This is a genomic window from Nocardiopsis sp. NPDC049922 (assembly GCF_040660275.1).
Taxonomy (GTDB): domain Bacteria; phylum Actinomycetota; class Actinomycetes; order Streptosporangiales; family Streptosporangiaceae; genus Nocardiopsis.
In genome coordinates this window covers 234,413-247,136 of sequence record NZ_JBFAME010000009.1, presented here as the reverse complement: position 1 = coordinate 247,136, position 12,724 = coordinate 234,413, and the positions used below count along the sequence as shown (strand labels likewise).

General features: G+C 72.6%; 12 protein-coding genes. 5 read left to right on the top strand and 7 right to left on the bottom strand.

Annotated features, from left to right (window positions below):
• Window positions 1-428: 428 nt before the first annotated feature.
• Window positions 429-803 carry a BlaI/MecI/CopY family transcriptional regulator gene (locus AB0I72_RS18520; protein ID WP_358569978.1) on the top strand — a complete coding sequence of 125 codons (375 nt, stop codon included), beginning with the start codon at window positions 429-431 and terminating at the stop codon, window positions 801-803.
• A gap of 24 nt (window positions 804-827) precedes the next feature.
• On the opposite strand, the gene AB0I72_RS18515 is transcribed toward AB0I72_RS18520, so the two are convergent.
• Together AB0I72_RS18515 and AB0I72_RS18510 are read right to left on the bottom strand one after the other, a co-directional pair.
• Complete coding sequence (locus tag AB0I72_RS18515; protein ID WP_358569834.1) at window positions 828-2,069, bottom strand: MFS transporter; 1,242 nt, start codon at window positions 2,067-2,069, stop codon at window positions 828-830.
• A gap of 99 nt (window positions 2,070-2,168) precedes the next feature.
• Window positions 2,169-3,272, bottom strand: coding sequence for a suppressor of fused domain protein (locus AB0I72_RS18510; RefSeq protein ID WP_358569831.1), 1,104 nt, complete (start codon window positions 3,270-3,272; stop codon window positions 2,169-2,171).
• A 203-nt stretch (window positions 3,273-3,475) separates the two neighbouring features.
• Between AB0I72_RS18510 and rlmN the strand changes: the two genes are divergently transcribed.
• Window positions 3,476-4,573 (top strand): 23S rRNA (adenine(2503)-C(2))-methyltransferase RlmN, encoded by a 1,098-nt coding sequence (rlmN, locus tag AB0I72_RS18505; RefSeq protein WP_358569828.1) that lies wholly within the window; start codon window positions 3,476-3,478, stop codon window positions 4,571-4,573.
• 24 nt (window positions 4,574-4,597) lie between these two features.
• Complete coding sequence (locus AB0I72_RS18500) at window positions 4,598-5,071, top strand: hypothetical protein (RefSeq protein WP_358569825.1); 474 nt, start codon at window positions 4,598-4,600, stop codon at window positions 5,069-5,071.
• Window positions 5,072-5,099: 28 nt separating this feature from the next.
• On the opposite strand, the gene AB0I72_RS18495 is transcribed toward AB0I72_RS18500, so the two are convergent.
• The 4 genes from AB0I72_RS18495 to AB0I72_RS18480 all read right to left on the bottom strand — a co-directional run bounded on the left by AB0I72_RS18495 (window position 5,100) and on the right by AB0I72_RS18480 (window position 9,307).
• Window positions 5,100-5,966 (bottom strand): alpha/beta fold hydrolase, encoded by an 867-nt coding sequence (locus tag AB0I72_RS18495; RefSeq protein ID WP_358569823.1) that lies wholly within the window; start codon window positions 5,964-5,966, stop codon window positions 5,100-5,102.
• A gap of 102 nt (window positions 5,967-6,068) precedes the next feature.
• Window positions 6,069-7,667, bottom strand: a complete 1,599-nt coding sequence (locus tag AB0I72_RS18490) for an anibiotic ABC transporter efflux pump (protein WP_358569820.1) — start codon at window positions 7,665-7,667, stop codon at window positions 6,069-6,071.
• Window positions 7,664-8,587: an ABC transporter ATP-binding protein gene (locus AB0I72_RS18485; RefSeq protein WP_358569818.1), complete on the bottom strand. Its 924-nt coding sequence runs from the start codon at window positions 8,585-8,587 to the stop codon at window positions 7,664-7,666. The genes AB0I72_RS18490 and AB0I72_RS18485 overlap by 4 nt, the downstream gene beginning before the upstream one ends.
• Before the next feature lie 48 nt (window positions 8,588-8,635).
• Window positions 8,636-9,307, bottom strand: a complete 672-nt coding sequence (locus AB0I72_RS18480) for a TetR family transcriptional regulator (RefSeq protein ID WP_358569815.1) — start codon at window positions 9,305-9,307, stop codon at window positions 8,636-8,638.
• A gap of 160 nt (window positions 9,308-9,467) precedes the next feature.
• Between AB0I72_RS18480 and AB0I72_RS18475 the strand changes: the two genes are divergently transcribed.
• Both AB0I72_RS18475 and AB0I72_RS18470 read left to right on the top strand, forming a co-directional pair.
• Window positions 9,468-10,310, top strand: a complete 843-nt coding sequence (locus tag AB0I72_RS18475) for a carbon-nitrogen hydrolase family protein (RefSeq protein ID WP_358569812.1) — start codon at window positions 9,468-9,470, stop codon at window positions 10,308-10,310.
• 242 nt (window positions 10,311-10,552) lie between these two features.
• The gene (locus AB0I72_RS18470; RefSeq protein ID WP_358569809.1) at window positions 10,553-10,798 is read left to right on the top strand and encodes a hypothetical protein; all 246 of its coding nucleotides are present in this window, start codon (window positions 10,553-10,555) and stop codon (window positions 10,796-10,798) included.
• 317 nt (window positions 10,799-11,115) lie between these two features.
• Here AB0I72_RS18470 and AB0I72_RS18465 read toward each other — a convergent pair whose 3' ends face one another.
• Window positions 11,116-12,624 carry a CoA-acylating methylmalonate-semialdehyde dehydrogenase gene (locus AB0I72_RS18465; protein ID WP_358569806.1) on the bottom strand — a complete coding sequence of 503 codons (1,509 nt, stop codon included), beginning with the start codon at window positions 12,622-12,624 and terminating at the stop codon, window positions 11,116-11,118.
• Between the last annotated feature and the right edge of the window lie 100 nt (window positions 12,625-12,724).

Sequence of the window (12,724 nt, the reverse complement as noted above, 5' to 3'; positions counted from 1 at the left end):
GTACCGCCCTCCAAGCGGGGAACGCGAGCGTTGTTGAAACTAGGAGATAGCTAACAATCTTTCACAGCTCCGTTGTCTCTGCGTGGCGGCGTCTTTGCGGAGTGTCGCGAATGTGTCTTGATTGTGCTGGTTTGTAGGGGTTTTGGCGCACGGCCGCGATGACCGAGTCCGGCCATGCCGGATGTGGCGCGTCACACGGCTCCCGTCCCGAGCCGGGAACGCGGGTGCGGACCCCCGGCCGCACCACGGTCCGGAGGCGGCCCGCCGTTCCTTCCGCGCCCACCGCGCCGCCGGAGGCCGCGAAACGCCGGTGATCCCCGCCACGAGTGTGCGGATCTGTGCGCTCTCCGGCGTTTTCCCACGCGAGAGCCGTCGCCGTGTCTACGATCTCGGTACGAACTGGGGACACACAGCAGGGGGTGGGCACCGTGAGGGGGCTCGGGGAACTCGAGGCGGCCATCATGGACGCGCTGTGGCGGGCCGAGGAACCGCTGTCCGTGCGCCGTGTCCGCGAGACCATGGTCTACGACCGGGAGATCGCCTACACGACCGTGATGACCGTCGCCAACATCCTCTTCCACAAGGGCCTGTTGGACCGGGAGAAGTCGGGCCGCGCCTGGGTGTACTGGCCGCGCGAGTCGCACGCCGAGTACACCGCGCGCGTCATGGACGAGGTGCTCAACGCCGGGCCGGACCCGGGGGCGACGCTGCGGAGCTTCGTCGAGCGGTTCAGCGACGAGGACATGGCCAGGTTCCACCGGCTGCTCGACCAGGCCCGGGGCCGCAGGGGGATCGCGAGCTGACCGCGCCGCGGCCCGGGGCGCCGGTCAGCGGCGGCGCAGGGTCCGCACGTCGCGGGACGAGAGCGCCGCCAGCGTCGCGGCGACGGTGAGGCCCGCCATCAGCGCGACCGCCGGACCGGGACCGGTGTACGCCGCCAACGGCCCCGCCGCCACCTGGCCCACGGGCATGGCCACGAACGACCCCAGCGCGTCGTAGGAGTACACCCGCGACAGCCGCTCCGGGGGCACGTTCTCCTGGACCGACACCTCCCAGGCCACGCCGAACTGCTCCACCGCGATCCCCGCCACGACCATCGCGACCAGCAGGAGGACGAACGGGGCGGGGACGGCCAGCGCGAACAGCGGCGCCGTCTGCACCAGGATCAGCGCGACACCGAACGCCAGCGCCCGCCGGGGCTGCCACCGCGCCGCGAGCACGCCGCCCGCCAGGAGCCCCACCGCGTTGGCCGCCATCAGCAGGCCCCACCCCGTCCGGCCGAAGGACGCGTCGGCGATCGCCGGACCCAGGACGGACGTCGTCGCGGTCCACGAGGCGTTGACCACCATGAACTGCGCCACCACGATCCACACCCAGCGCCGCGCGGTGAACTCGCTCCACCCCTCCAGGAGGTCGCGCAGGACACCGGCGTTCCCGGTGCCGTCCCGTCGCGGCCCGCGCGGCACCCGCAGGAAGGTGAAGGCGACCCCGGCCAGCGCGAACAGCGCCGCGTCCGCCGCGATCGCCCACCCGGAGCCCGCCACCCCCACGACCACGCCGCCCAGGCCCGCCCCGGCGAACATGCCCGCGTGCACGGCGACCCGCAGCACGGCGTTGGCCGGACGCAGCAACGCGGCCGGGACGGTCTGCGGGGTCAGGGCGGCAGCGGCGGGCAGGTTGGCGGCGGCCGCGGCTCCGTTGACCAGACTCAGCCCGACCATCAGCGGGAGGGAGGCGGACCCGGTGAGCAGGGCCGCGGCGAGCGCCGACTGGGAGGCCGCCGCCAGTGCGCACCCGCCGCGCAGGACGAGTGAGCGGGGCAGCCGGTCCGCGATCACGCCGCCCAGGAGCAGCAGGCACACGTTGGCCAACGACCGCGCGCCCACCACCAGCCCGACGTTGACCAGGGAGCCGGTCGCGTCCAGCACGGCGAAGGCCACCGCGACGGAGGCCATGCCGTTGCCCAGGTACATCAGCGAGCGGCCGAGCGCCAGGGCCCGGAACGCCGGATGCCGGAGGGGGCGGAGGACACCGGTGCCCGGATCGCTCGCCTCGTCCGCCCGCGCCATGCCCCACCGTCCCCGCCCCGACCACGCCGACCGGGGCACGATGCCAGGGCGCGGGGCGCGGAGTCCACCGGATTTCCCGCTCGGCGGACGAGGGGGAGGTCAGGAGGCGACGGGCCGCGCCCCCAGCACCCAGCTGCGCCCCTCGGCGGCCAGCTTCTCCACGAGCGTGGCGCTGTCGTGCTCCTTGGCGAACAGGTGCTCGGGCCGGGTGATCGGCACGATCCACAGCCACCGCACCGGATCGCCCTGGAAGGACAGGCCCGCGGTGTCCGGCGGTCGGTGGTCGGGGCGCGTCACCAGCGCGGACGGGTTCTCCAGCAGCAGCACCGCCCCGGCGTCGCCGCGCATCGCCCGGTCCTCGGGGTTGTCCAGCCACTTGACCGTGTGCCCCGTGCCGAACCACGTCACGGCGCGCCAGGGGAACGCACCGATCCACCGGAAGATCCGGGCGGCCCGGTGCGCGGGCAGCGTCGTGGCCAGCGCCAGCTCCACCCGCGCGTGATGGGAGGTGTCGGCCATGTACCGGTCCAGCGTCGGCATCCGCTGGCCGCACATCCCCACGGTGGACAGCACCGTGAACGGGCGCGCGGCGGTGGGCGGCCGTTCGGACAGCCGCAGCAGCGGCGGGTGGCCGTCGGACACGTCCCAGTAGTGGCCGGGCTCGCCCACCCGGCGGTTGAGGTGGCTGAGCACCGCGCGCTGCACGCTCCGCCACGCGCCCGCGGCCCGCCGCCAGTCCCAGTAGGCCTCGGCGTGCACGACCCTCGGCCACAGCTGGTCGCGCACCGAGTCCAGATCCCAGGCGAAGGCGCTGCGCCCGACCGCCTCGCGCGCGTAGCCGGGGAGCCCGCTGTCGGCCTCGGCCCAGCCGGGGATGACCGCGAGCAGCCCCTCCTCGTCGATCAGGGCGACCCCGTCCCCCTCCTCGAACCACACGGCGCGCAGCCGCGCGGGGTCGAAGCGCGGTCGGCCCTGCGGGTGCTTGGTGCAGGCCTCGGGCATGAGCGGGGCGCGGCCCTCGAACAGCCCGCCCTCCTCGCTGGCCACGGGGGCGACGTCGTGGTTGGCCAGCCACACGGGGACGCGGATGCGCCCGCGCGCGTCGAGCAGGTAGGCGGCGGTGGTGCGGGAGTCGCACTCGACCACGACACGGCGGCTCTGGTAGGGACTGACCTCGTCGAGCAGGACATCGATCCCTGTCACCGGTCCTCCCGCGTGCCGCACCCGTGTCGTCGCTCCCGTCCCGGCCCGGACCAGCCCGGTCCGTTCGGCACAGTGCGTAGAATCGACGGTAGTGCCCTGACAGGCGGAGCCGCACCGCGGCAGCGTATAGGTCGTATAACGACCCGAACCGCGCCGTCCCCGCGCCGGGCGCAGACCACCGACGCCACCCCTTACGGATACCTATGCCCGCCGAGCTCACCTTCGTCGCCCCCCGCCGCGCCCAGCCGCCGCGGCACCTCGCCGACCTCAGCCCCGAGGAGCGGGCCGAGGTCGTCGCGGATCTGGGGGAGAAGCCCTTCCGCGCCAAGCAGCTCGCCCAGCACTACTTCGGCCACCTGGAGTCGGACACCTCGGCGATGACCGACCTGCCCGAGGCCTCCAGGGCCAGGCTCGGGGAGGCGCTGCTGCCGACCCTGCTCACACCGGTCCGGCACATCACCTGCGACAACGGGATGACGCGCAAGACCCTGTGGAAGGCCTTCGACGGGGTGCTGTTCGAGTCGGTGCTCATGCGCTACCCCGACCGCGTCACCCTGTGCATCTCCTCCCAGGCCGGGTGCGGGATGAACTGCCCGTTCTGCGCCACCGGCCAGGCGGGGCTCACCCGCAACCTGTCCACCGGCGAGATCGTCGACCAGGTGGTGGCCAGCGCCCGCGACCTGGCGCGCGGCGAGGTCGCCGGAGGCCCGGGGCGGATCAGCAACATCGTCTTCATGGGCATGGGCGAGCCCATGGCCAACTACAAGCGGGTTCTCCAGACCGTCCGCCGGATCACCGACCCGGTGCCGAACGGGCTGGGCATCTCCCAGCGCGGCGTCACGGTGTCCACGGTCGGACTGGTGCCCGCCATCGACAAGCTCACCGCGGAGCGGATGCAGGTGCGCCTGGCGATCTCCCTGCACGCCCCCGACGACGAGCTGCGCGACGAGCTGGTGCCGATCAACACGCGGTGGAAGGTCGCCGAGGTCCTGGACGCCGCGTGGCGGTACGCGGGGACCACCGGGCGCCGGGTGTCGATCGAGTACGCGCTGATCAAGGACATCAACGACCAGGCGTGGCGGGCCGACCTGCTCGGCGAGCTGCTCAAGGGCCACCTGGTGCACGTCAACCTCATCCCGCTCAACCCCACGCCGGGGTCCAAGTGGACCGCCTCGCGCCCGGAGGACGAGCGGGAGTTCGTCCGGCGGCTCCAGTCGCACGGGGTGTCGGTCACCGTCCGCGACACACGCGGCCAGGAGATCGACGGCGCGTGCGGGCAGCTCGCCGCGGCCGAGGGCTAGGGCTAGGGCGGCCGGGGGAGATCCGTGACCGAGACCCTGTTGGCCTTCGTGGTCGCCTCCGTCTCCGGCCTGGTCCCGGTCCTCAACATCGAGGTGTACCTGGTGGGCGCCGCCGCCCTGGTGGACGACGGCGCCCTCGTCGCGATGGCGGTCGCCGCCGGGCTGGGGCAGGCGCTCGGCAAGATCCCCTACTACTACGTGGGCCGGGGCACGATCTCCACGCCGTGGCTGCGCAGGAAGGCCGAGACCCCCGGGCGCTGGACGGCACGGGTGGCGCGCTGGCGGCGCAAGGCCGAGGAGCGGCCTGTGTGGGGCGCGGGCCTGGTCGCGCTCAGCTCGTTCGCGAGTGTGCCGCCGTTCATGGTGGTGTCGGTGCTCGCGGGTGTGGTGCGGCAGAACGTCGTGCAGTTCTTCCTGGTCACGTGGGTCACCCGGACCGCCCGTTTCCTCGTGGTGGTGTTCGCGCCCGCCTGGGCGATGTCCTTCCTGCCGGGGTGACGCCGGGCGGCGGGCGTCGCGGCCTCCGTCACCGCGGGCCGAGTGCCCGGTCGGCCAGGCGGGTCAGCGCCGCGACCACCTCCGGACCGTGGGTGAGCGCCGGGTCGTTGTGGTCGGCGTTCGCCACCACCACCTCCTCGACCAGCCGCGGACTGGCCGCGGCCACCGCCCGGCTCTGCTCCGGCGGGACGACCAGGTCACCGTCACCGAGGACGACGGTCGTGGGGCGGTCGATCTCCGCCACGCTCGCGCGCACCGGGTAGCGGTCCCACAGCAGGGCCCGGACCGGCAGGAACGGGAAGTGGTGGGCGGCGACGTCGGCGAGCGAGGTGAACGGGGAGCGCAGCAGCAGGGCGGCGGGCGGACGCTCCACGGCGAGCCCGCTGAGCACGGCGGCGCCGAGGCTCTCCCCGAGGTAGACCGTCCTGTCCGGGGCGTGTCCGTGGGCGGCGAGGGCGTCGGAGGCGGCTCGCGCGTCCGAGGCCAGAGCCTCCTCGGAGGGCCTGCCCGGGTTGCCGCCGTAGCCCCGGTAGTCGAAGAGGAGGACGGTGAACCCCTCGTCGGCCAGGGCGCGCGCCAGTGGGGCCCGGGTCTCCCGGTTGCCGGTGTTGCCGTTGGCCACCAGCACCGCCGCGTCGCGGTCGGCGCCGCGCGGGGGGACCAGCCACGCGCCCAGGTCGAGCCCGTCCTCGGTGCGCAGGCGCACGTCCCGCGCACCGGCGATGACCTCGCCGGCGGGCGGCGGCGTCCCTCCCATGGGCAGGTAGACGAGCCAACGCTGCATGCCCCACATGAGACCTCCGAGCAGGGTGAGGCCGACGACGGCGGCGACCGCCGCGGTGACGGCACGGCGAAGCGGGCTCCGCCGCGGGCGCGCGCCGTCGGTTCCGGACACGGTGCCCTCCTCTCACGGGTCCTGCCTGAGGGAGTACCCGTCGCCCGCCCGCGGGGCGGACGGAACCGCACCCGCGGGCGGGCGACCCCGGTCGCGGACCTCTCAGACGCTGACCAGGTCGCGGCGGCGGAAACCGCCCAGACCCACGGTGGTGGCGGCCGCGGCGGCCACCAGGACGAGGGCGAACGGCGCCGCGTCGAACTCCTCGGCCGGGAGCTGCGACAGGATCTGGAACGGCCCGGCGTCCAGCATCCAGTCGGGCAGGTCCATGAGGATCCCGAAGACCGCCACGACCAGTCCGTACCCGTACCAGGCCCACACCAGGCCGACCAGGCGGGGCGCGATCCCCAGGAGCAGGGTGGTCAGCCCGACGAAGAGCAGTACCACCGGCACCTGGGCGGCGGCCGCCCCGGCGACGGTGCGGATCCAGTCGGCGTCCTCGGTGGCCAGCCCCGCGCCGAGCCCCATCGCCAGCCCGCCCAGGAGCAGCATCAGGGTCGCCGCCAGGGCGCTGACCAGGACCGCCGTCCCCATCCAGCGGATGCGGCCCACGGCGGCGGCCAGGGTGAGCTCCGCGCGCCCGGCGTTCTCCTCGGCTCGCGTGCGCAGGACGGAGAGCACGGCGAAGGCGACCGCGGCCATCACGACGTACAGGACGAGCATGCCGAGGAACCCGTTGGCCATGTTCTCGGCGTCCAGGCCCATCCGCCCCAGGAGTTCGGGGTTCTGCTCGACCATGACGTCGATCTCGGAGATGAGCGTGCCGAAGGACAGCGCGAACAGCGCCACGGCCGTCGTCCACGCGATGATCGACGTGCGCTGCTGACGCAGGTGCAGGGCGAGCACCCCGTTGAGCAGCGGGCTCGCCCCGGCCGGTCCGGGGCGGGCCGACACCAGCCCCGCGCCCAGGTCGCGGCGGCCCGCCAGGGAGTAGGCGACGGCGAACAGGACCGCGATGACCAGCGCGTAGAGCACCAGCGGCCACCAGCGCAGGTCGTCGAACATCCGGGTCTGCTGGGCCCAGGCGAAGGGCGAGAACCACGACGGGGCGCTGCCGCCGCGCTCGGCGATGTCGCCGACGACGCGGAACGTGAACAGCACGCCCACGACGAGGAAGGCCAGCCCGCTGGCGCCGCGCGCGTGCTCGGAGACCTGGGCGCACACGGCCGTGATCGCGCCGAAGGTGATCCCGGCCAGGGCGATGCCCCCGCCGAAGGCCACCGAGTCGGCCGCGGTCAGGCCGTTGGCCACCATGACCAGCGTCAGCAGCGCCCCGATGACACCGCAGACCAGGGCGTTGGTGGCGAGCGCGGCGGTCATCTGGGCGCCGGAGCCGAGCACGTTGGCGCGCAGCAGTTCGGCGCGCCCGCTCTCCTCCTCGGCCCGGGTGTGGCGGACCACGTGCAGGACGCTCATGACCGCCAACGCGACCAGCAGGCTCATGGTCATCTCGTTGGCGACCATCGCGCCGAGTCCGTAGTCGTCGAGACCGTAGCCGGGACCGCCGAAGACGACGCCGGTCGGCGTCTCCATGACGGCGGCGCGGGCCATCCGCTGCTCCGGCTCGGCGAACATCTCCGCGAGGGTCGGCACGGTCATGGCCAGCATCCCGCTGAGCGAGAGCGTCCAGACCGTCATCCGCACCCGGTCACGGCGCAGGATGAACCGGATCAGGTGGCCGGTTCCGGTGAGCGCGCTCATGCCGCACCCTTCCCCTCGCCGTTGAGGGCGGCCAGCTCGTCGCCGTAGTGGCGCATGAACAGCTCCTCCAGGGAGGGCGGGTTGCTCACGAGCGAGCGGACGCCGAGCTCGGTCAGGGCCTGGAGTGTCGGGCCCATCCGGTTGTTGTCGACGTCGAAGGTCACGCTGCGACCGTCGACGGACAGGTCGTGCACGCCGGGCAGTCCGGCGAGGACGCCCGCGTCACCGTCGGTGGTGGCGCGGACCGTGGAACGGGTCAGGTGGCGCATCTCGTCGAGGGTCCCGGACTCGACGGTCCGGCCCCTGCGGATGATCGTGACGGTGTCGCACAGCTTCTCGACCTCGGCCAGGATGTGGCTGGACAGCAGGACCGAGCGGCCCTGGGCGCTGGCCTCGCGCACGCAGTCGGTGAAGACGGACTCCATGAGCGGGTCGAGGCCGGAGGTGGGCTCGTCGAGGATGAGGAGTTCGGCGTCCGAGGCCAGGGCGGCGACGAGGGCGACCTTCTGCCGGTTGCCCTTGGAGTAGGTGCGCGCCTTCTTGGTGGGGTCGAGCTCGAAGCGGCCGAGCAGCTCCCGCCTCCGGGCGGCGTTGACCGATCCGTGCAGCCGTCCGAGCAGGTCGATGGCCTGGCCGCCGGTGAGGTTCGGCCACAGGGCGACGTCGCCGGGGACGTAGGCCAGGCGGCGGTGCAGGGCGACGGCGTCGCGCCAGGGGTCGCCGCCGAGGAGGCGGACGCTGCCGCCGTCCGCGCGCAGGAGGCCGAGCAGGACGCGGATGGTCGTGGACTTGCCCGCGCCGTTGGGACCGAGGAACCCGGCGACCTGGCCGGGCCGCACGGTGAGGTCGAGGCCGTCGAGGGCCTTGAAGGAGCCGAAGTGCTTGTCGAGTCCGCGCACGTCGATGGCGGGGGTTGACATGGGTGTCCCTCCTGGTGGGTGGTGATCGTGAACGTGGCAGCCGGGGGTTCAGGACGATTCCTCCGGCGGGTCGCTCACGTACAGGAGGTAGGCGTCGAGCATCGACCGGTCGGCGAGCAGCCCCTCGGTGTAGACCTCCAGGGCGGGGAGCGCGAACTCCGCCGTCCACTCGCGGATGACCTTGCGGAAGTCGACGTCGGGCCCGGGTTCGCGCAGGGTGACGAACATGAGGAACGTCCCGGCGCCGTTGGCGGCGAGCCAGCGGGCCCTGGCCCTGGGGTCCCTGCTCGGGCGGACGGTGCCCGCCTTGACCCCGGCGTCGAGGTAGGCCTCGACGTCGGCGGCCATGCGCTCGTACAGCGTGCGGGCCAGCTCCCCGCCGGCCTGGAGGCACCGGAAGAGGAAGGCCAGGTAGGGGGCGAACTCCTCCGCCTCGGCGATCTGGTGCAGGATCGTCTGCTGGTCGCCGCTGGTGACCGACTCGGTCTTGACCTCGCGGATCAGGCGCGTGACGTGGTCCTCGCAGGCGGCGAGCAGGTTGGCCTTGGTGCCGAAGTGGTGCATGACCAGGGCGGGCGAGACTCCGGCGCGTTCGGCGATCTCGCGGACCGGGACGTTGAAACCCCGCTGCCCGAAGCAGTCGATGGCGGCGTCGCGGATGCGCGCGCGTGCGGTGAGGTCCTCCTCGCGGTCCGGAGGCTTCCTCGTGGCTGAACTCATGTTCAACAGACTAAACGCATGTTCAGCATCCTGGCAAGGTGTTCAATCCGACCGGTGGGGGATCGGGTGTGCGCGGCCCGGACCGGGCGCGGCGGTCGTAGACTGCGGTGCACGGTCCGGGGCGGCCCAGACGCTCCGGCGTCGAGGAGGGGAGCCATCCATGGTGCGGGTCGCGGTCGCCCAGTTCGCGCCGGGGCAGGACAAGGCGGAGAACGCGCGCTCGGTCGCCGAGCTGACGGCCAGGGCCGCCGCCGGGGGCGCCGACGTGGTCCTGCTGCCCGAGTACGCGATGTTCACCGCGCCGCGGACCGACCACCGCTACGTCAAGGCGGCCGAGCCCCTGGGCGGACCGTTCCTGGAGGCCGCCGCCGACACGGCCCGGTCGGAGGGCGTGCACCTGGTGCTGGGCGTCAACGAGGTGGCCGACGGGCCGGACGGAGCCGCCGGGGCGGACACGGGCGAGGCCACGCACTTCACCAACACCCTCGTCGCGCTCGGTCCGGACGGCGGGCGCGTCGCGCTCTACCGCAAGATCCACCTGTACGACGCGTTCGGTGTGCGCGAGTCGGACGTGGTCCGCCCGGGGCCGATCGAGGAACCGGAGACGTTCACCGTGGACGGCGTCGTCTTCGGCCTGCAGACCTGCTACGACCTGCGCTTCCCCGAGGTGACCCGGCGGATCGCCGACGCGGGGGCGCACGTGTTGCTGCTCGCCGCCCAGTGGGTGCCGGGGCCGCTGAAGGAGGACCACTGGCGGACGCTGGCCCGGGCGCGGGCGATCGAGAACACCGTCTACGTCGCCGCGGCCGGGCAGTCGGGGCCGACGGGGGCGGGCAACAGCATGGTGGTCGACCCGATGGGGACCGCCGTCGCGGCGCTGGGGGAGCACGCGTTCGCGGTCGCCTCAGCGGAGGTTTCGGCCGCCCGCGTGGAGGAGGTGCGAGCCGTCAATCCCGCGCTGTCCCTGCGCCGGTTCGCGGTCACCGCGCGCGGTCTGGACTGAGGTTCCGTACCCCTGCCACTCCAGTAGGCATCGGGCAAATCATGTGAATATACATCTATGAACTGGGGTCTTCCCAGGGTTCGTTACTTAGGGTTATGATCTCCGTGCACGGAGTGATTTGGATCGGTCCGGACACTTCCCAGTGCCGCGAGCCTCTGATTCGATAAAGAGCCGGTAACTATCGGCCCGCCAGACTGTCCTAAACCACGGGGGGAGCAAGGACATTGCGCGGAACGAGCACGGTGTGTACAGCGGGTGCACGGCCTGACGACACGTCGGAAACCTACGTCTACGACCCGGAGGCGCTGACTGGGGCTCAGCGCATGGGGGACGCCTGCGCCGTCTGCCACACGCAGTGGCCCCGACCCCGCCGCGTCCTCGGCCGACTCCCGGACGGAACCGGCGTGTTCGGCTGCCAGGAGTGCGCGGACATCATCGGCGTGGATCTCGCCACGGCCTCCGGCCACCGCGTCTACGCCGCCCGCTAGGGAGCGCCCTGACCTGAGAGGGCGTGTGCGCGCTGGAGAGGGCGCGTGCGCGGTCGTGCGGGAGCGCGTGGGGGTGCGACTCCGCGAACGCGGTCGCGCTCCGGGTCCAGGGGGAGAGTCGGACCCGGAGCGCTTCCGCTGACGCGCCCGCTTCCATGGGGAGGAGGGGAATTGAGCGCGTCCTTCCAGGATGGTCTCCGTGGCCTCCTCCGCCGTCGACCACGCCCCGTGAGGGTGGCCGCCACCAACGATACTCCGTGTCGTCCACCATCGACCGTCAGTGAGAGAGATTCATCCGGTGTTTCCGTTACCGAGGTCTAACCGTTCGTGGGAAAGCCCAGGTTGACGCCGCCCTCGGGGCGCTTGCCGGGGTCCGTCCAGCGCGCGGTGACCGCCTTCGTGCGGGTGTAGAAGTGCACACCCTCCGTGCCGTGGGCGTGCGAGTCACCGAACAGCGACTGCTTCCACCCGCCGAACGAGTAGTAGGCCATCGGCACCGGGATCGGCACGTTGATGCCGACCATGCCGACCTGGATCTCGTTCTGGAACCGCCGCGCCGCACCGCCGTCGTTGGTGAAGATGGCGGTGCCGTTGCCGTAGCGGTTGTCGTTGATCAGCGTGACGGCCTCGTCGTAGTCCGCGACCCGCACGACGCTCAGCACCGGGCCGAAGATCTCGTCGCGGTAGCAGTCCATCTCCGGGGTCACGTGGTCGAGCAGCGACGGGCCGAGCCAGAAACCCTCCGTCTCCCCGCCCAGGACCGGGTGCACGCGGCCGTCGATCGCCAGCGTCGCGCCCTGCTCGACGCCCGAGTCCAGGTAGGAGGCCACCTTGTCCCGGTGCTCGCGCGTGACCAGCGGGCCCATCTCGCTGCGGTCGTCGTCGCCCGGACCGACGCGCAGGCGCTCGACCCGCTCGCGGATCCGCGCGATCAGCTCGTCGGCGACCGAGTCCACGACCGCGATCGCGGAGATGGCCATGCAGCGCTCGCCGGCCGAGCCGAACCCGGCCGAGACCGCCGAGTCCGCCGCCAGGTCGAGGTCGGCGTCGGGCAGCACGACCATGTGGTTCTTGGCGCCGCCCAGGGCCTGCACGCGCTTGCCGTTCTCGGCGGCGCGGCCGTAGATGTACTGGGCGATCGGGGTCGAACCCACGAAGCTGACCGCGGCCACGTCCGGGTGCTCCAGCAGGCCGTCCACCGCGACCTTGTCGCCCTGGAGCACGTTGAACACGCCGTCGGGCAGCCCGGCCTCGGCCCACAGCTCGGCGATCAGCAGGGACGCCGACGGGTCCTTCTCGCTGGGCTTGAGGACGAAGGTGTTGCCGCAGGCGATCGCCACGGGGAACATCCACATCGGGACCATCGCCGGGAAGTTGAACGGGGTGATCCCGGCGACCACGCCCAGCGGCTGGAGGATGGAGTAGGCGTCCACACCGGTGGACACGTTCTCGGAGTAGCCGCCCTTGAGCAGGTGCGGAACGCCGCAGGCGAAGTCGACGACCTCCAGGCCGCGCTGCACCTCGCCCGCGGCGTCGGAGACGACCTTGCCGTGCTCGGCGCTGATCGCCTCGGCGAGGCGGTCGGTGTTGGCGCGCACCAGCTCGCGGAAGCGGAACAGGATCTGCACGCGCTTGGACAGCGACGTGTCGCGCCAGCCGGGGAAGGCCTCCCTGGCCGAGCGCACGGCGGCGTCGATCTCGGCCGGTCCGGCCAGGTCGACCGTGCCGGAGACCTTCCCGGTCGCGGGGTTGTACACGTCCGCGCGGCGCTCCGCGGGACCCTGGTGGCGGGCTCCGCCGATCCAGTGGGTGACGTTCTCGCTCATGCGTTCCTTCTTCGTCGAATGCGGGTCTGTCCACAGGAACCCAGTCCACGACTGGCGCACCCACGACACACCGTGTTTGCTTACTACCAAGGGGGCGCTC